The 18,941-nt window shown below is 35.0% G+C and carries 16 protein-coding genes; 3 read left to right on the top strand and 13 right to left on the bottom strand.

The genetic code is table 11. The features are described from left to right. Nucleotides 1–12: 12 nt before the first annotated feature. The 11 genes from HMPREF9225_RS03725 to pta all read right to left on the bottom strand — a co-directional run bounded on the left by HMPREF9225_RS03725 (nucleotide 13) and on the right by pta (nucleotide 11,078). Complete coding sequence (locus tag HMPREF9225_RS03725) at nucleotides 13–621, bottom strand: cyclodeaminase/cyclohydrolase family protein (RefSeq protein WP_008901608.1); 609 nt, start codon at nucleotides 619–621, stop codon at nucleotides 13–15. Beyond that, nucleotides 621–2,282 (bottom strand): formate--tetrahydrofolate ligase, encoded by a 1,662-nt coding sequence (locus HMPREF9225_RS03720; RefSeq protein WP_008901607.1) that lies wholly within the window; start codon nucleotides 2,280–2,282, stop codon nucleotides 621–623. The genes HMPREF9225_RS03725 and HMPREF9225_RS03720 overlap by 1 nt, the downstream gene beginning before the upstream one ends. 144 nt (nucleotides 2,283–2,426) lie before the next feature. Then, nucleotides 2,427–3,179 (bottom strand): DUF6612 family protein, encoded by a 753-nt coding sequence (locus tag HMPREF9225_RS03715; RefSeq protein WP_008901606.1) that lies wholly within the window; start codon nucleotides 3,177–3,179, stop codon nucleotides 2,427–2,429. Nucleotides 3,180–3,281: 102 nt separating this feature from the next. Then, the gene (locus tag HMPREF9225_RS03710; RefSeq protein WP_008901605.1) at nucleotides 3,282–4,736 is read right to left on the bottom strand and encodes a TrkH family potassium uptake protein; all 1,455 of its coding nucleotides are present in this window, start codon (nucleotides 4,734–4,736) and stop codon (nucleotides 3,282–3,284) included. Beyond that, complete coding sequence (gene trkA, locus HMPREF9225_RS03705; protein ID WP_008901604.1) at nucleotides 4,726–6,126, bottom strand: Trk system potassium transporter TrkA; 1,401 nt, start codon at nucleotides 6,124–6,126, stop codon at nucleotides 4,726–4,728. Before trkA ends, HMPREF9225_RS03710 begins: the two co-directional genes overlap by 11 nt. A gap of 265 nt (nucleotides 6,127–6,391) precedes the next feature. After that, a complete protein-coding gene (gene rbr, locus HMPREF9225_RS03700; protein WP_008901603.1) occupies nucleotides 6,392–6,985 on the bottom strand; it encodes a rubrerythrin in 594 nt (197 codons plus the stop codon). Nucleotides 6,986–7,096: 111 nt separating this feature from the next. Then, nucleotides 7,097–8,098, bottom strand: coding sequence for a flotillin-like protein FloA (gene floA, locus HMPREF9225_RS03695; protein ID WP_008901602.1), 1,002 nt, complete (start codon nucleotides 8,096–8,098; stop codon nucleotides 7,097–7,099). A gap of 4 nt (nucleotides 8,099–8,102) precedes the next feature. Further along, nucleotides 8,103–9,344 carry an NfeD family protein gene (locus HMPREF9225_RS03690; RefSeq protein ID WP_008901601.1) on the bottom strand — a complete coding sequence of 414 codons (1,242 nt, stop codon included), beginning with the start codon at nucleotides 9,342–9,344 and terminating at the stop codon, nucleotides 8,103–8,105. Between the two features lie 40 nt (nucleotides 9,345–9,384). Continuing rightward, nucleotides 9,385–9,828, bottom strand: a complete 444-nt coding sequence (locus HMPREF9225_RS03685; protein ID WP_008901600.1) for a GatB/YqeY domain-containing protein — start codon at nucleotides 9,826–9,828, stop codon at nucleotides 9,385–9,387. Between the two features lie 12 nt (nucleotides 9,829–9,840). Continuing rightward, complete coding sequence (gene rpsU, locus HMPREF9225_RS03680) at nucleotides 9,841–10,023, bottom strand: 30S ribosomal protein S21 (protein WP_008901599.1); 183 nt, start codon at nucleotides 10,021–10,023, stop codon at nucleotides 9,841–9,843. A gap of 86 nt (nucleotides 10,024–10,109) precedes the next feature. Beyond that, a complete protein-coding gene (gene pta / locus HMPREF9225_RS03675) occupies nucleotides 10,110–11,078 on the bottom strand; it encodes a phosphate acetyltransferase (protein WP_008901598.1) in 969 nt (322 codons plus the stop codon). 150 nt (nucleotides 11,079–11,228) lie between these two features. On the opposite strand from pta, the gene HMPREF9225_RS03670 reads away from it, so the two are divergent. Beyond that, entirely contained in the window at nucleotides 11,229–12,500 is a 1,272-nt protein-coding gene (locus HMPREF9225_RS03670; RefSeq protein WP_040551302.1) for an S-layer homology domain-containing protein, read from the top strand. Beyond that, nucleotides 12,493–12,963 (top strand): methylated-DNA--[protein]-cysteine S-methyltransferase, encoded by a 471-nt coding sequence (locus tag HMPREF9225_RS03665; protein WP_008901596.1) that lies wholly within the window; start codon nucleotides 12,493–12,495, stop codon nucleotides 12,961–12,963. The genes HMPREF9225_RS03670 and HMPREF9225_RS03665 overlap by 8 nt, the downstream gene beginning before the upstream one ends. 43 nt (nucleotides 12,964–13,006) lie before the next feature. Here the strand turns inward: HMPREF9225_RS03665 and HMPREF9225_RS03660 are convergent, their stop codons facing one another. Together HMPREF9225_RS03660 and HMPREF9225_RS03655 are read right to left on the bottom strand one after the other, a co-directional pair. After that, on the bottom strand, nucleotides 13,007–14,593 hold the full coding sequence (locus HMPREF9225_RS03660) for an ABC transporter ATP-binding protein (RefSeq protein ID WP_008901595.1): 1,587 nt from the start codon (nucleotides 14,591–14,593) through the stop codon (nucleotides 13,007–13,009). A 141-nt stretch (nucleotides 14,594–14,734) separates the two neighbouring features. Beyond that, on the bottom strand, nucleotides 14,735–17,437 hold the full coding sequence (locus HMPREF9225_RS03655) for a calcium-translocating P-type ATPase, PMCA-type (protein ID WP_008901594.1): 2,703 nt from the start codon (nucleotides 17,435–17,437) through the stop codon (nucleotides 14,735–14,737). 594 nt (nucleotides 17,438–18,031) lie between these two features. Between HMPREF9225_RS03655 and HMPREF9225_RS03650 the strand changes: the two genes are divergently transcribed. After that, the gene (locus HMPREF9225_RS03650; RefSeq protein WP_008901593.1) at nucleotides 18,032–18,571 is read left to right on the top strand and encodes a CAP domain-containing protein; all 540 of its coding nucleotides are present in this window, start codon (nucleotides 18,032–18,034) and stop codon (nucleotides 18,569–18,571) included. The last annotated feature ends 370 nt before the right edge of the window (nucleotides 18,572–18,941 follow it).

Below are 18,941 nucleotides of genomic sequence, written 5' to 3'. Positions count from 1 at the left end.
AACTCCGGCAATTTAAATAAGTTCGTCGAGGCTTGCTCTAAGTCCTCGCATCATCTTTAAATATTTTTTTATTTCAACTTGCATCTTAGCTACGTACTCTTCATCTCTTATGGATTTAATATTTTGTCCCATGTTTTCTATTGAACCAAATATTGCAATCTCAACTTGCTTTAGTCCAACTAGCACATCTCCAATGGCAGTTTGATTTCCAATTTCGTAAAGTCTCATGCCTATTGGAATAAGTCTTGCGATGGTTTTAAGCGCTTGGTGTGGCGTGTCTGTAGCTAGTTTATATCCTCTTTCTATTACTTCGCTTCGGGCTCTTTTTTCTTCTTCTGTGGATCTTTTCATCTTAAATCCCTTGGCAACTTCTGTAAAAGCCTCTGCATCTTTTTGAGGTGCATCCATTAGGATTTCTTTTATCTCCAAGAGTTCGTCCCTGAGCTTTAAAGCTTCGTCTCTTACTTCTAAATAGTTTTTATTTTCTATAGTTAGATTTACCACCATCAAGAGAAGTGATGCTCCTAATATCGCATTTACTCCTACCACTGCTCCTCCTCCTGGAGCAGGTCTATTTGAGGATAGATCTTCTATAAAATCTGTAAAATCTCTATTGAGCATTAGAACAGTCCCACTATATTTCCGTCGCTGTCGATGTCCATCTTAAGTGCTGCTGGTACTTTTGCAAGACCTGGCATGGTCATAATATCTCCTGTAAGTGCTACAACAAATCCTGCTCCGTTAGATAGATTTAAATCTCTTACGGTTATTTCAAAATCTTCTGGAGCATTTAGTGCCTTTGGATTGTCTGAGAAGGAGTATTGGGTCTTGGCGATACATACTGGTAGATTAGAAAATCCATGTTCCTTCATGTATTTTAGCTTTCTCTTAGCTTCCGCTGTGAAGTTAACGCCCTTTGCTCTGTAGATTTCCTTTGCAATTTTTTCTATCTTTTCTTCTATTGAAAGTTCTAGAGGGTAGATAGGTTTGAAATCGGATTTGTTATTTTCAATGGTTTCCACAACTACCTTTGCAAGGTCTGTAGTGCCAACGCTTCCCTTTTCAAATCCTCTACATTCAGTAGCTTCTACTCCCACTTCTCTAACCATTTCTTTTAGAAGTTCGATTTCTTTTTCTGTGTCGTCTTTAAATACATTTATTGCAACTGTAACTGGAACGCCGAACTTCTGCATATTTTCGATATGTCTTTTCGCATTTGCAAATCCAACTTTAAGTGCGTCAAGATTTTCTTCTGAAAGGTGATCTTTTTCAACTCCACCGTGCATCTTTAGAGCTCTTATAGTTACGACTACCACCGTTAAATCTGGTTTAAGCCCTGAAAGTCTCATCTTTATGTCCATGAATTTTTCTGCACCGAGGTCGGAACCGAATCCAGCTTCTGTAACTACATAGTCTCCGATAGAAAGAGCCATCTTTGTAGCAAGTACTGAGTTACATCCATGGGCGATATTTGCAAATGGCCCGCCGTGGATGATTGCAGGATTATTTTCAAGAGTTTGCACAAGGTTTGGTTTGATTGCATCCTTTAGGACAACAGCCATGGCACCTTCTGCACCTAAATCTCTAACGTAGAGAGGTTCTTTGTCCATATTATCTGCAAAGACAATATTTCCAAGTCTTTCTTTTAAATCCATAAGAGAATTTGCAAGGCATAGGGCAGCCATAACTTCTGATGCAACTGTAATCATGAAGTGATCTTCTCTCGGATAGCCCATATTTCTTCCGCCTAAGCCCACTACAATATTTCTAAGGGCTCTGTCGTTTATATCCATTACTCTTCTAACTTTTACTTCTCTTTCATCGATCCTAAGTTCGTTGCCCTTTTCGATATGGTTGTCGATAAGAGCCATAAGTAAATTATTTGCAGTGGTAATTGCGTGTAAATCTCCAGTGAAGTGAAGATTTATATCTTCCATTGGAATTACTTGTGCATATCCACCGCCGCAAGCTCCGCCTTTAATTCCAAAAACTGGTCCTAATGATGGTTCACGAAGTGCAGCCACTGTAAATTTGCCGATCCTATTTAGTCCATCTGTAAGTCCTATGGTTACCGTAGACTTTCCTTCTCCTGCTGGGGTTGGAGTAATCGCCGTTACCAATATAAGTTTGGAATTTTCTTTTTCTTTAATAGCCTTCGGGTCTATCTTCGCCTTGTACTTTCCATACGCTTCCACATAATTCATATCTACACCGAGTTTTTTCGCTATTTCTTCTATCGGTAAGATATGCGCTTCCTTCGAAATCTCAAAATCTGTTTTCATTTGCCCCTCCTTACTTAAATTATAGTAGACTTGTAGTATATCTTCAAGAAATGAAAACTTTAAAAGTGCACTAATTATTTAAAATAAATTTTTTATTATTTAAATTTTTGCAAACAAAAACCGGAGCATTATACTCCGGCTATATTATAAATTTTTAATTTCTTCTGGTAATTCTATCTCTTTTAGTTCATTTACCTTTTCGTAGCTTCCGCTTTCTCTTATGGTTTTGGTCTTTCCATTTTCATCTGTGAATTTTAATTCCCATTCAAATGACTTTGGATAGTTGGTCTCTCTATCGAATATAAATTTAGCTTCTATGGATTCTAGTTCCTTGTAGAATGGAGCGTCTTTGTCTTCAAAAATAATATTTTTAATCTCGTCTATATTTTGAGGAGTGGATTTTAACTCTGCCACTATATCCGTATCCGTTTCACTCATTACATAGTACTGTTTAAGTGGTTTTAAAATTGAATCTTCATTTATATTATTTTTTGAAACAAAGGTAGCTTTTCCTTCTCCATCGAAGTTTTCTTTTGTCCATTGACCGTCTTCATTTTTTCGATACCTAAATCCATCTGTGACATACTCTTCAAACTCTAGCTTCTTATCTCCATCTACGCTAGTGCCTGTTGAGTGGTAGGTCATTGGATCTTTTATTATTTCCAAAGTTCCATTAGATGTGTATTCATCGCCATCTTTTTCTGATTTCGAAGTTATCTCTGAGTTTAAGATATAACTCTTTAAATCTTTTTCTTCTACAATTTCACTAAACGCTTTTTCTTTGTCAAAATCTTTCGTCTCTTTTTTAGCATCATTTGTCTTGGAACATCCAGTAGCGATGATGGCTAAGATTAAAACTAATAAAAATGATTTTAAACCTATCTTTTTACACTTCATAATCCACCATTCTTTCTTATATTCAACAACTACCTATTTATATTTTACCACTTTAATGTTTTTTTTCAATGAATCAAGATTTTTCTGAACGCGTTTTTTTATTTATAATTTAATGATGTCCTTTCTATGTCTACTTCTTGTAAATAGTGCCAAAATCGTAAAGAACTCAAGTCTTCCTAGTAACATAAGTCCACTGAAATATATTTTGAAAAAGTCGCTATAAAAGGCAAAATTTTTCGTCGGACCTATTTTTCCAAATCCTGGTCCAACATTTGAAAGTGTAGTTGCAACGGAAGAAAATCCAGTTATTAAATCTACTCCAGAAAGTGTTACGATTCCAGTAGATATTAACGCTATTACAAAATAAGTACCAAGATATGCATTTATTCCAAGCACAACTTCATCAGATAGAACTTTCCCGTCTGTTATAACTGGGATGACCGCCTTTGGATGGGTCGCCTTTTTCATTTCTCTCTTTATTAATTTTAATAGAATAGAGATCCTCGTCACCTTGATTCCTCCGCCTGTTGAACCTGCGCATCCTCCAAATATCATAAGTATAAGCAAGATAAATTTAGAAAAACTTGGCCAAATATCATAGTCTGCATTTGCAAATCCAGATGTAGAGGATATGGATGTTACTTGAAAGGCTGAGTCTCTAAAAGCTAAAAGTAGTGACGGATAACCTTTTGAAAATAAATCTATGGTTATAAGTGTAATGGCACCTAAGGTAATTATAATCCAAAGCTTTAGTTCGTCATTTTGCAAAATTTCTTTATATTTTTTTCTCGTTATAAGTGCGTAAATTGTAAAGTTTGTCGCACTTAAAAACATAAATAACGCAAGTATGAAGTGCACGGCATTTCCTGGATAGGACATAAAGGAATCGTTATAAGATGAGAATCCTCCTGTGCCAAGCACACCAAAGGTGTGGACCAATGAATCGAACACTGGCATACCTGCAATCTTTAAGCAAATAAAAAGTGCTGCAGATAAAATAATATATATTATATATAGTCTCTTTGATGATTGAGAAATGGTGGACTCGATCTTTCCTGCAACTGGTCCCGGAGATTCCGCCTTAAAAATTTGAAATCCACCGACTCCAAGTTTTGGAAGTAGTCCAACTGTAAATACAAGTATTCCCATACCGCCAATCCAGTGGGTTATAGATCTCCAAAAGATTACAGATCTTGGATATGATTCTATTCCAGAGATAACCGTCGCACCTGTGGTAGTAAATCCTGATACAATTTCAAAAAATGAATCGATGTAGGTCATATGTGCAGATATAAAAAGTGGAATTGCTCCTACAAGGGAAACGAGTATCCACGAAGCGGTTACGATTAAAATTCCATCTCTAGGTGAAAGAGACTTCTTCTTTGTATTTAGATTAATTAAAATTAATCCCAAGACCAAAGAAATTGCCATTGGGATTATAAAACCATTATAACTTCCATCTCTATCCACCAAACTAAGTAGAAGAGATGGCGCCATAAATGCCGTCTCTATTATTAAAATATAGCCAAGTATCTTTGAAATAAGTTTATAATTCATCTGCTAATCCTCTATTCATCAAAGAATTGATTGCATCCTTTATCTTTCCTTCGGAAGAAAAAATCTTTTGCATCTTAGGTGCAACTTGGTGCATAGCAAATAAAACTATTCTATCTCCTGATTCCAATACAGTCTTACCATTTGGAACTATCATCTCGTTATTTCTTATAACTGCGATGATAAGCACACCCTCAGGAAGGTTCAATTCTTCAAGAGCTTTGCCACAGACCAATTGTCTTTCTTTTATGATAAGTTCAATACATTCCACCTGTCCATTTAGTAGTAGATGAAGTGAAAGGGAACTCTTGCCCCTTATTTCTCTCAAAATTTCCGCTGCAGTGATATAGGAAGTATTAAACACTGCATCTATATCGAGTTTATCCAAGACCTTGTCGTAGTTGGTTCTTGAAATCTTAGCAACGGATTTATAAATTCCAGTCTGTTTCGCCACAAGACTCATAAGTAAGTTTGCCTCATCAATACCGGTTGCAGCAACAAATGAATCGTAGGTGTGAACCATTTCTTCTTCTAGGATTGCAATGTCTGTTCCGTCTCCGTTTATAACTTCTGCATCAGGAATCATTTCCTTTAACTCAAGACATCTTTCCCTATTTAGTTCAACTATGGTCACATCTATATTTTCATTTAAAAGAAGCATGGCAAGGTATAGACCAGTCTTTCCACCGCCGAGAATCATGGTACTTCTAAGGGATCTCGTCTTCTTAACTCCTGTGTGTTCTTTGTCAAAGATCTCTATATTTTCAGATTTTCCAGCCAAGATTATTACGTCATTTTCTTCGAGCACAGTACGACCGTTCGGAATGATTGCTTCTCCACTTCTTGAAATTGCAGAAATCAAAAGATCATTTATATTTTCAATATCCATAATTCTTTTGCCGATGAAGTTTGGATCAGTACCGATATTAAATTCAACTAGGGATACTTTCCCACCTGCAAATTCGCTGGAATAAAGTTGGTATCTCTTCATGAGATACTTAACTATGGACCTTGCAGTGGCAAAATCTGGATTGATAATTTTATCTATTTCAAGTTCTTTAGAAATAAATCCAAGATGCTTTATATATTCTGGATCTCTTACCCTTGCAATGGCATATTTTGCACCGAGTTTTTTGGAAATTGTACAAAGTATTACATTTGCCTCATCATTTGTAGTAGTGGCAAGTACATAGTCAAATTTAGAAATATCCAGTTCTTCGAGCACACCAAAATCAAGCGCATTTGCACAGATGCTAAGTACGTCTAGAGAATTTTGAATATTTTTAATTACAGCTTCATCATTATCAACTACGGTTACTTCATAATTTTCATCTATAAGTGCAGCTGCAAGTCTATAACCGAGTTTTCCAGCACCTACAACTAAAGCTTTCATATTTCCTCCTAAAAGTTTTGCGTAATTATTTCAAAATAAAAATTTATATCATTAAATAAAACAGGCTAATCGCCTGCCTAGTAATTTTATTTTAGTCACAATCATTATAACACTACTGTATTCTTAATAAAAGGAAAAGTACTACTTTCGCCTAAGAATGCTATTTTTTATACCATTTTAAAATTAAATTAAGTAAAAAAAATAAAGACTCCCCTATGGAAGTCTTTATAATTTTTAAATAATTTTTGTTCTTAATTAAATTAAATTATTTAATTTCTGAGTATACTTCGAAGAATCCTTGTGGATGTAGACATGCTGGACATACTTCTGGAGCTTCTTTGCCTTCATGAATATATCCGCAGTTTAGGCAGTGCCATAGAACTACTTCGTCTTTTTTAAATACTTTGTCTTCTTCGATGTTTTTGATAAGAGCTCTGTATCTCTTGTCATGAGCTTCTTCTACTTCACCGATTTCTGTGAATGCAACGGCAATTTCGTCGAATCCTTCTTCTTTTGCAATCTTTGCAAATTCTGGATACATTTCTGTATGTTCAAATTCTTCTCCTGCTGCAGCTGCCTTTAAGTTAGAAAGTGTTCCTTTCTTTTCATCTAGATGAACTGGGAAGCTTTGTACAACTTCGATTTCTTCGTCAAAGAAATCCTTTTGTAAGAATCTGTAGAATCTCTTTGCGTGTTGTTCTTCGTTTCTTGCAGTTTCTTCAAAAATATCTCTGATTTGAATATATTTTTCTTTGTCTGCTACCTTTGCGTAATATTTATATCTCATGGTTGCTTGTGATTCACCAGCAAATGACATCATAAGATTTTTAGCTGTTTTTGTTCCTTTTAATGATTTCATAATAACCTCCTAAAAATTTATACCTTTCTCTTTTATTATACCCAAACTCAAAAAATATAACAGGCGTCTAATTGATAATCGTGTTATCTTTTTAAACGCCTGTCTATTTTTTTAATTTTCTTTTTTGAGATTTTTATTTTCTTTTGGTTTTGCAATTGCCTTTCTCATATCTGTATCGGATTCTATATTTTGCATTTTATAGTAATCCATTACACCTAGATTTCCTTCTTTGAAAGCTTCTGCAATTGCTAGTGGTACTTGAGATTCCGCTTCTACAACCTTCGCTCTCATGGCTTCAACTTCTGCTTTCATTTCTTGTTCACGGGCAAGTGCCATTGCGCGTCTTTCGGATGCTTTTGCTTCTGCGATTCTCTTATCTGCTTCTGCTTGATCTGTTTGAAGTCTCGCACCTATATTTCTAGCTACGTCCACATCAGCGATGTCAATTGATAATATTTCAAATGCTGTTCCTGAATCTAGACCTTTTTCTAGTACTACTCTTGAAATTGAATCTGGATTTTCAAGAACGTTTTTGTAAGACATAGATGAACCTACTGTGGTTACAATTCCTTCTCCTACCCTTGCAATTATAGTTTCTTCTCCAGCTCCTCCTACAAGTCTTTCTATGTTTGCTCTTACGGTTACCTTTGCTTTTACTACCACTTCGATACCGTCTTGGGCAACTGCAGATATGTTTGGAGTTTCAATTACCTTTGGATTTACAGATACTTGTACCGCTTCAAGTACATTTCTACCTGCTAGGTCTATTGCTGCTCCTCTTTCAAATTGTAGTGGAATATTTGCTCTTTCTGATGCTATTAAAGCATCTACTAGAGTGTTTACATTTCCTCCTGCTAAGTAATGGGCTTCTAGATTTTCTATTTTTAAATCAAGTCCTGCTTTGGTTGCTTTTATCATTGGTATTACGATTTTTCTAGGACTTACTCTTCTTAGTTTCATTCCAATAAGTGTTGAGATTCTAATCTTTACTCCTGAAAAATATGCTGTAATCCATAGTCCAACCGGCACAAATGAAAAGAATAATATTAGAAATATTATTACTGCTACTACTATTCCTCCGCTTAAAATATTAGATAATATACTTCCATCCATTTTTTTATCTCCTAACTATTACTTTTGATCCGTCAACTTTTGACACGACGATTTTCTCTCCATGTTCTATCATTCCATCTTCAGAGATTGCTTCGAGTTTTGCCCCTTCGATAAAGATAAATCCTGTAGGTTTTAAAGGTGTGAGAGTGTATCCCACATCTCCTACGCTGACATCTGGTCTATCCACTGATAGGTATCCCTTGGTAGATGTTAGAGAATCGTTTAAAGAAATCTTTTGTAAAAACTCTGACTTCATTCCTCTCTTTATCATTATATTCGTTGCAAATATCCCTACAATCATAGCTGATGCGGTAGGCACGAGTCCTCTTTCAAAACTTCCCATGGCAAGGATTACTCCCGCTACAGAAAGAATGATTCCCATTATGCCGCAGATTCCAAATCCTGGTATCACTGCTTCAATAAGTATAAGTGCAATTCCCACCATAAATAAAAGTGCGACATATACACTCGACTCTGTGATAATTATATTTCCCACAAAAAATACTATAAATAATAGTATTGAAAGGGTCCCAAAGAATCCAAACCCAGGGCTAAATACTTCTATGATCATAGCAACTAGAGCTATGGTCAAGATAGCTGTGCTTACATACCTATTTGAAATGAGGTTAAGCAGTCTAATCTCCTGTGGCTCCCTATAATCTTCAGTAGATGAAATATTTTCAAGTTCCAATACATTTTTTAAATCTTTTACAGTTCCATCGGATACTCCATAGTCTAGAGCATGGTTTGAACTTATTAAAATCTCAGGTACATTCTTGGAAGTATTCTTACCTACTGGTTTTTTAAGCATATCCAATGAATCTTTGCTGATTCCCTTCTTTTTTTCAACTCTAGATAGAAATTCGTTTAAATTCTTGGAATTATCTTTTAAATTCTTATTTATATTTCCTATTGCCGCGCTCTGATTTAGATAAATCTTGTCACAGCTTAGAGCAATGATGGTAGATTCTGCCTCAGTAGGTTCTTCACAATAGGCAATAGTATTGGAATTGGAATTTAAAATTAAATTTGCAATATCAAATGCTGCCTTGGTGGAACCACCTTTTGAAGATATTTTAAATACTACATTTTTTTTATTTTCGGATCCAGATTTCAACGCGCGCTTCGTATTCATAAGTGTAGCTTCGTTTATTTCTCCACTTATATCTATAACCACAGCTTCTTTTGCATGGACAGAGATAAACATCATGAGAATAATAATGATTAAATATTTTAGCTTTTTCATAAGATCTCCTTAGAAAAAAAAGCCTTAGGAAATCCTAGGCTTAATTTAAATACTTAGAAGCAATGGAATTTACTTTTTTCCCATCGGCTTTTCCTTTTATCTTAGGCATAACTTCTTTCATAAGTTCGCCAATTTGTTTCTTAGATGTGATGGATAGTTTTTCGATGGCTTCTTTAATTATATCTTCTAATTCTTCATCTGTTAATTGCTTTGGTAGGTACTCGAGAATTATTTTTATTTCTTCTTCTGTTTGAGCGACTAAATCATCTCTACCGCCACGTTTAAACTCGTCAATTGAAGATACTCTTTCTTTATATTGTTTGGAAATTATGTCTATAACTTCTTCGTCGGAAAGATCAACTCTCTTGTCGACTTCAATCTGTTTGATGGCAGCGCGCACCATGGTGATGGTGTCCTTTTTTATCTTGTCATGAGATTTCATTGCAGCTTTTAAGTCCTGCATAAGCTTTTCTTTTATTGACATACTGCACCTTCTTTAGTATCTTTTAAATTTCTTTCTACGCGCTTCTTCAGATTTTTTCTTTCTTCTTACGCTTGGTTTTTCGTAATGTTCTCTCTTTCTAACTTCTTTTAGCACTCCATTAGTAGCACATTGTCTCTTAAATCTTTTAAGGGCGTTATCTAGAGATTCATTTTCTCCAACTCTTATTTCTGACATAGTTTCCCTCCTCTCGTAGAAAAGGTTGCCTTTCGGCTTTTCATCGTTTATTATACATTAAATATATAAAAAACTCAAATAATTTTTTATAGATATGCTTGAGCTGCTGTTATGATTACTAAATCTTCTACTTCTTTTTCAACGCATCCACGGGATAGATCGTTAACTGGCTTATTTAAACCTTGTAAAATAGGTCCTACTGCCTTGAATCCACCGAATCTTTGAGCCATTTTGTATCCGATATTTCCTGCTTCAAGTGATGGGAATATAAATACATTTGCATGGCCTGCTACTTTTGAATCAGGTGCTTTCTTCTTAGCAGTAACTGGGTCGAATGCTGCGTCAAATTGTAATTCTCCGTCGATTACGATTTCTGGATAGTCTTTTTTTACCATTTCAGTTGCAATTCTAACCTTGTCAACTTGTTCTGCCTTAGCTGAACCTTTTGTTGAGAATGATAGCATAGCAATCTTAGCGTCGATTCCGAATTGTTTTGCAGTTTTATCAGAAAGTTCTGCAACTTCTGCAAGTCCTTCTGAGTCTATATCTATATTTATTGCGCAGTCGGCGAATAGATATTTTTCGTTGTCTCTAAGCATTAAGAATGCTCCGGATACTCTCTTGAATCCTTCCTTGGTCTTTATAATTTGAAGAGCTGGTCTTACAGTATCTCCTGTGGTATGCACTGCTCCACTTACCATTCCATCTGCCTTTTCCATGTAGATCATCATAGTTCCGAAATAGTTTGGATTCTTTAGAGTTTCTCTTGCTTCTTCTTCGTTTAATTTACCTTTTCTTCTTTCAACTAAAGAAGCTACCATTTCATCTGTAATAGATTCTTCTGGGTCTATAAAATTAAAAGCGCTTAGGTCAATTCCTAATTCTTTAGCTGTCTTTTCAACTTCTGCTCTCTTACCAAGTACGATTGGTTCAACAATTCCTTCTTTTGCTAGGCTATTAGCTGCTCCTAGTACTCTTTCATCTTCTCCTTCAGGTAGGACAATTTTAGCGCCCTTTCCTTTAAGTTGTGATTTTAATTCATCAATAACTGACATATATACCTCCTTGTTCCAATACTATGTTAGAACTACTGACGGATTCCGTCAAGTTAAAGTATAAATTTTTTACAATTACAATAGATTTTTGAAAACTTCATTTATTTGATTTTGACGAAAAAAACAGTTAATATAGTACTAGGTGATAAAATGAAAAAATTTACCATTTTAATTGTTTTTTATTTAATTTTTATAAATACATATGCAAGTACATATCGTGATACAGATAGACATTGGGCAAAGGATAGCATCGACTATGTAACCAACGAGAATATAATGGTTGGCTATCCAAACAAGACTTTTGAACCGGATAAATTCGTAAAACGAAGCGAAGCGGTCATGATTCTTACAAAGCTCACCCAGGCACAAGATGGTGAAGTTCCAATCCATTTCTTGGATGTTTCAGAAAGAGACTGGTTTTATAGAAGCATTAAATCTGCGGTAAACTTAGGATATATTACAGATAGCAATTTCTTCAAACCTCAAGAATTTATGAATAGACGCGACTTCGCAATCATGTTTTCAAAAGCATTTATGAACTCTGGTGAAGTCATCCAATATAGTGACATCGGATTTATGGACGATGAACTTAAAGAAGCCTTAAAACTTCTTCCAGGATTTTTCAACGGATACAAGGACAGATCCTTCAGAGGAGAAAGATATATATCCCGTGGCGAAGTTGCGACTCTTTGCAAAAAAGTCTTAAAGGAAGGATACCTAAAGAGAAAGGTAAAACCTATCGAAACCGTTGGAATAATAACAGAAGATGAAAAGAGCAAGAGTTTCATAACAGAAGCTACAGAAAATCAAAGAAAGAAACTAAAATATTTAATAGAAAATTATAACTACCTAAGAAATGAAGACGAAAACATGAAGAGACTTCTTTCAAAGGCAGAAGATATTGCAAATAGAAATGATCTTTCAGAGATGATCGCAATTGAAAAAGAAATAGATAATTATATCCTTAGAAATACTAAGAGAGATGAATTCTATTTAAATGTGGATGTCTATTCCGAAGACGGCAAGCCTATCTACGGAGCAGCTCTAACTATAAATCAAAATCCATTCGTAAATAAATCTACACTTAAAAATGGAAAGTACCTTCTAAATGTAAATTACAATGGATACAAAAGCGAAAAGACTTTTGTAGAAATAGATGGCAGAGATAAGAATGTCACCATCATCATGAAGAAAGAGTCAAACGAGATGGCTCATATCGAAATCATCGGCAAGTACGCAAGAGTAGAAAGAGATATGGTTAAGATCGGTGAAAGATACACTGTAAAACTCAATCCTCCTGCTGGAGTAGAACTAAAAAAATTCGTTGTAAATGGCGCAGAGAAAAATGTCGATTTTATAAACGATAGCTTCACAGGTGTTGCTACAAAAGATGTACAGATTGTAGTTGAGTGGAATGAGTAACTACGACTACCTAGAAACAACTCTTGGACTTATGGAAATAATCTGTGAAGATGAATCTTTAATTGGTCTTAAACTCGTTTCAGAAAAAATTCATAGAGAGTGTGAAAATAAAACTTCTAAGAAAGTTAAATCTCAGATTAAAGAATATTTAAACGGAAGTAGAAAGACGTTTAATATCCCGATTAAATTAACTGGCACAGATTTTCAGAAAAAAGTATATGAAGAGACTTTAAAAATTCCATACGGCAGCACCAAAACCTATGGAGGGATTGCAAGCTCAATTGGTAATCCCAAATCCATGAGGTCTGTTGGCATGGCACTTGGTAAGAATCCAATTTGGATCATCATTCCCTGCCATAGAGTCATTGGAAAGGATAAGAAACTCACAGGATTTGCAGGAGGAATCGACAAGAAACTTTCACTTTTAAAACTAGAAAACCCAGAAATCGAAATTAAAGAATAAAAAAAAGAGATATTCATCTTCGAATATCTCTTTTTGTTTGATTTTAGTTTTTGTGTTTCATTGTATTTAAATCTATAACTTCGTCAAACAACTCTATTATATTCTCGTCGTTCATGTGGGAGATTATGATTATCGTTTTATCTATATCTAGAAGATACTTCATAACAGAAGTCGCTGTGTCGTGGTCTAAGGCTGCTGTTGGCTCGTCAAATATATAGATTGGAGAAGACTTGATCAGTGATCTTGCAATATTGATACGGGATTTCTGTCCTCCAGATAGTCCCAGCTCGTCGCTGATTATGTCATCGAAGTGGAGATTTTCTATAGAAAGATTGTTCTTTAAAGAAGAAATCTTACCTCCATCCACATCTCTATAAAGGGTTATATTGTTTTCGATGGTGTCTTTAAATAGATAACTGTTTTGATCTATATATTGAATATATTTTAGAGCCTCATTGTCAGAATAATTTGAAAGATCCTTGCCATTTAAGAATATATTTCCTGCACTTGGTTTGATTTCTCCAGTCATCAGCTTCGCAAGGGTGGATTTTCCAGAACCACTCCTACCCACTATTAAATATTTGCCCTTGTCTTTAAAAATTACAGAGAAATCCTTCACCACATCTTCTTGGCCTTCTTTGTACTTGAAGGAAATGTTTCTTAGCTCCATATTTCCACTATCTAAATCTTCTAGCGAATTTATATCGACTTTTTCTTTTTCCTTGGCCTTTTCAGTTAATTCATCATGGATAGGTTTAGAACCTTTTAATAAGTTCATGAGGTTTGAAATAGTTAGAATCGGATTTATTAAATAGTTAAATAACTGAATACATGCGATGATTCCTCCTACTTCAATTCTATTTTTATAAACCAGTAGCCCACCTATTGCAAATAGTATGCAGAAGGAGCCTCCTCCCACCAATTCTACTACGTATCTCGATAGATTTTGGAGATCTAAGTTATCAAAATGTGTCTCTTCGAAATTTATATTTTCGTTTCTATGTTTCTTGTCATAGATAGGTACTACATCATTCTTTAAAATTTCAAGTCTGCCCCTTAGTGTATCCGTTACAAAATTTAAATAGCTATTTGATGCGTCATTATACTTTACAGAGCGTTTTTCAAGTTTTTTTCCAAATAAAAATGGTATTCCCATAGGAATTAGTGATGAAGCTATCGCAACTAATAACATAATCCAGTCAATATATACGATTCCCGCCATTGCACATAAAGATAATAGAAAATGCTCTAAAATTTTCCATTTTGCTAAGTAGTAATCGTTGTATACTGTATTTATTTTGGTTGTAAAGTCCGCCAAGTCAACGCTAACTCCACGAGGCTCGCCCATTGCACTGTAAAATATTCTATTCTTTAGATTTATTATCTTTTCTAAGGAATAGGAAATCATCGCTCCTCTTCCTGTATAGGCTGCTATAAATGTAACTATTTGAAGTATTACTGCCCAAATTATGTACATCTTCATTTCATCCAAGTTAAGCTCCGAAATGGCAGTTATAAGTTTACCTAAAACAATTCCAAAACATGCGGTTGATGCAGCATATATAAAAAGCATTATCGCCGAAATAGGCGCAGTTAATTTTTCGGACTTCCTCCACAAAAGACTTTTCATTTTTTCTCCTTTTTTAATTTTTGTCTCTTTAATTTTATCATCTTTTAATTAATTCTTAAAATATTTTTTAAAATTTTTCTGGGTGGAAGTTTAAACTTTTGCAATTAAAAAGTCCTCGGATTTCTCCAAGGACTTAGTATTTTATCTTTCAAACTCGTCGTGATATTTTTTAAACCTTAAAACTTTTTGAATTTCTCCAAGTACTAAAGGAATCAATGACGCAACTATGATTACTATCCATTCATTCATTCCTATGCTGTCAAGCTCAAATAATTCTCTTATGTTTGGTACATACATTACCACAAGCATTAAGGCAAATGAGAACATTGTTGCCCATACTAGTTTCTTATTGGTAAATGGTCCTATGTGAAGTAGGGTGTACCTAATTGATCTTGATGAATATGATCTTAGAAGTTCTGCAGTTATAAGAGTTGCAAATGCCATCGTTCTTGCATATTCAAGTCCGATTCCCTCTTGTCCATGCCACTTGATACCGATTAGGTATGCTCCAAGGGTGGCGATGGTTATTGCTATAGATTGAACTATAACTGTGATTTTAATTTCTGGGTCAAGGATTGGTTCTGCAGGATCTCTCGGTGGCTCTTGCATTATATTTTCTTCGCCTTTTTCAACTCCAAGTGCTAGTGCTGGGAAAGCATCTGTTACAAGGTTAAGCCATAGTAGTTGGATTGGAAGTAGTGGCACTGGAAGATTCATAAGAATCGCAATTAATACCACAAGCACTTCTCCTATATTACATGATAGAAGGTAGGATACGAATTTCTTAATATTTGAATAGATTACCCTTCCTTCTTCAACTGCATTTACAATGGTTGCGAAGTTGTCGTCAGTTAAGATTACTTCTGCAGTATTTTTTGCAACGTCAGTACCTGTTATTCCCATGGCGATACCGATGTCTGCACGTTTGATAGCTGGTGCGTCGTTTACACCATCTCCTGTCATGGCGGTTATATGTCCGTTTTCTTTAAGCGCGGTTACAATCTGCACTTTGTTTTCTGGAGATACTCTCGTGAATACTCTCTTGGTCTTTACAACTTCTCTTATCTCTTCTGGAGTCATGTCATTTAGTTCTGCTCCGACTATTGCTTGAGATTCATCTTCAGCGATTCCAAGATTCTTTGCAATTGCAAGACCGGTTTCAAAGTAGTCTCCTGTAATCATAACAGGGATTATTCCTGCTTCTTTACATTCTTTTATAGCTGCCTTCGCCTCTGGTCTAGCCGGGTCAATCATACCAGTCAAACCTACGAAGATCATTTCGTTTTCAATATTTTCAGAACTTGTGTCGCTTGGCACTTCGTCAAAAGTTCTATAAGCATAAGCAAGAACTCTTAGGGCTGACCTTGCAAACTCGTTGTTCTTTTCTAAGACTTCCTTCTTCTTTTCGTCTGTGAAGTCGACGATCTTTCCATTGGATAAAATCTTAGTTGAGTGTCTTATTATTATATCTGGAGCACCTTTTGTGTAGGAATATACGTTGTCTGGATATCTGTGGAAGGTAGTCATCATCTTTCTTCCAGAATCAAAAGGTATCTCTTCTATTCTCTTATAGGTTCCGTTTAATTTATCTACGCTTACATCTTGTTTTTCTGCAAAGGTTAAAAGTGCAATCTCAGTTGGATCTCCTGCGATTTCAACATTCTCTCCATTTACTACAAGTCTTGCGTCGTTGGTTAAGCCTGCAATATGGGTGAGCACATTTAAGTCTTGGATTTCAGAAACTTTTTCCTTGCCAACTAGAAGTTCACCAATAGGAGCATATCCAGTTCCAGTTACATCTATTTCAAGACCGTCCACATAGGCTTTGGTTACGGTCATTTCATTTTGTGTAAGAGTTCCAGTCTTATCAGAACAGATTACAGTGGTCGTACCTAGTGTTTCTACCGCAAGAAGTTTCTTAACTATTGCATTTTTCTCTGCCATTTTTCCCATACCAAGGGATAGAACTATGGTTACTATCGCTGGAAGTCCTTCCGGCACTGCAGCAACAGCAAGAGCAATTGCAGTCATAAACATTTCAAGAGGTTCATTCTTATATAGAAGACCTACCACAAATACAATTGCACAAATGGCAATTACTAAAATCCCTAAAGTCTTAGAAAGTCCTGCAAGCTTCTTTTGAAGTGGTGTCGCTTCGTTGTCCACTAGAGCAATAGAAGTAGCTATGTGACCTATTTCAGTGTCGTGTCCCGTAGCGATTACGATCCCTCTACCACGACCATAGCTAACAATGGTGCTTGAGTGGGCGATATTTTCTCTATCTCCTATTCCCACATCAGCTTCATCCATGGTCTTGCTATTCTTGTCAACAGGAACAGATTCTCCCGTCAAACTTGATTCGTCTATCTTTAAATTAGAAGCTTCAATAATTCTTAAATCTGCAGGAACGATATCTCCTGTCTCTAAGATTACCAAATCTCCCGGAACTAAGTTAGAAGACTCAACCTCTAGATGTTGACCGCTCCTTATGACCTTAGCCTTGGGCGAGCTCATCTTTTGAAGAGCCTCAATGGCTTGTTCCGCTCTTCCCTCTTGAAGAAGAGAAAGGATGGCATTAACCACAACGATAGCTATAATTATGACAGCCTCTACCTTGTCTCCAGTAAAAGCAGAAACAATAGATGCTATTATAAGTATAATAATCATCGGATCTAAAAATTGATCCTTCAACTTTTCTATAAAAGGTTTCTTAGCCTCCTGCTTAAGCTCATTCTTTCCGTATTTTGAAAGAGCCTGATCAATATCTTCTTTTTTAAGTCCATTCTTTAAATCGGTTTTAAAATAAGAGACCAGTTCATCTTCTTCTTTGTTATACCAGTTCATATATCCTCCCGTTTTTCTTCTCAATTACTTATTTCATTGTAACATTAAGGAAATTTTACTTCAACAAAGGCGATTGTGAAAGAAGTTTCACAAAACTTTCACATTTGAGTTATCGTTTAGTAAATAGGTTTACTTTAGTAATTAAAACCATTAAACCTTGCTATTTATACGTTTTTAGTCCCCTTTAGAAAATAATAATTAATATTGAAAAACTAGACTTTTTAAAAATGGCTTAATATCGCCATTTGAAAATTTTTCAATAAGTAAAGTATACTATTTGGCTATATGTTATTCTTTATATTTATTTATGTTATACTTGAAAATTTAGGTAAGATTAAACACTAATATAGTGCAAATTGAGTCAAATGCAGCCCTATACAGTTTTAGTATACTTTAATTTTAGCCTTTTTCTCCATTGATTTCATTTTTTTATGATGTTATAATTCAATTACAAACAAAAAGTTTTTTAAATGATTTTAAATAGTTGGCCAACTATTACATCAAATTTTTTAAAACAAAAATAATTTTAAATTTAAAAATTATTCAACAAATTATTTCGTAATAAAACTATTCGAAATTATTTAGGAGGCTTTTATGAAAAATATAAATATCAAAAAATTATTATTCGCAATTATACTTTCAATCTTTATCCTACCTTTAAATATCTATGCAGCAGGAAACGCAAATAAGGATATTAATAAAAAGGCGCAAGCTATTATAAAGACCTCTGATAAAAAGATGTTCTGTGGAAATTCAAAGGATTTCACCAAGAAACTTAACGATTACAGAAAATCTAAAGGAATGCCAGCTATCAAAGAAAGCAAGGAACTAAACGAAATCGCTATGGCTAGATGTGTAGAAGAATTAAATAAATACATCAAAACTGGTGACGCTGACCACAATAGTCCATCTAACATCAACGATACATACGCAGAAAATCTAAGAATGGGTAAGTACTTTGATGAAAAACCTTATACAAATGTAGATGATTACTGCATCAAAAGATGGAGCAACTCAAAAGAACACAACGAAAATCTTTTAGACAAAGAATACAAAACCATCGGATATGCTTCAGTAAAAATGACAGTTGACGGAGCAACTTACGAAATTTCAATATATATTGCAAACTTTTAATCAAGTTATGTAAATTACATACACTAATTTAATATTACTAACAAAACCTTCTAAAGTTGAGATATATCAATTTAAGAAGGTTTTTTATTTGTAAAATAAAATGTACGAAGCAATCTGCTTCCAGAGCCGAAGGCTAAGAAGTCCACCCAACTACAATCCCCCTGAGTGAAAACGGATTTTGCCGTCGTAGTCGAGCGGGTAAACCCTGGTTGGGTCTTCTCCTCCCAACTGGTCATCCTGAGCGAAAAAGGCTGTCACCTTTTCCGCTCAGGATGACAAAGTGCGAGGGGTTCGTACGGCTTCGCCTGAGGAAAGATAATTTAGTATCAAGGTTGATGGAAGCTGATAGCTTCCGCTACGGGGATAAAAA

This window comes from Peptoniphilus duerdenii ATCC BAA-1640 (genome assembly GCF_000146345.1).
GTDB classification, from domain to species: Bacteria; Bacillota; Clostridia; order Tissierellales; family Peptoniphilaceae; genus Peptoniphilus_B; species Peptoniphilus_B duerdenii.
Note: the sequence above shows the minus strand (reverse complement) of the source record. Positions and strands in the feature narration are given on the sequence as shown.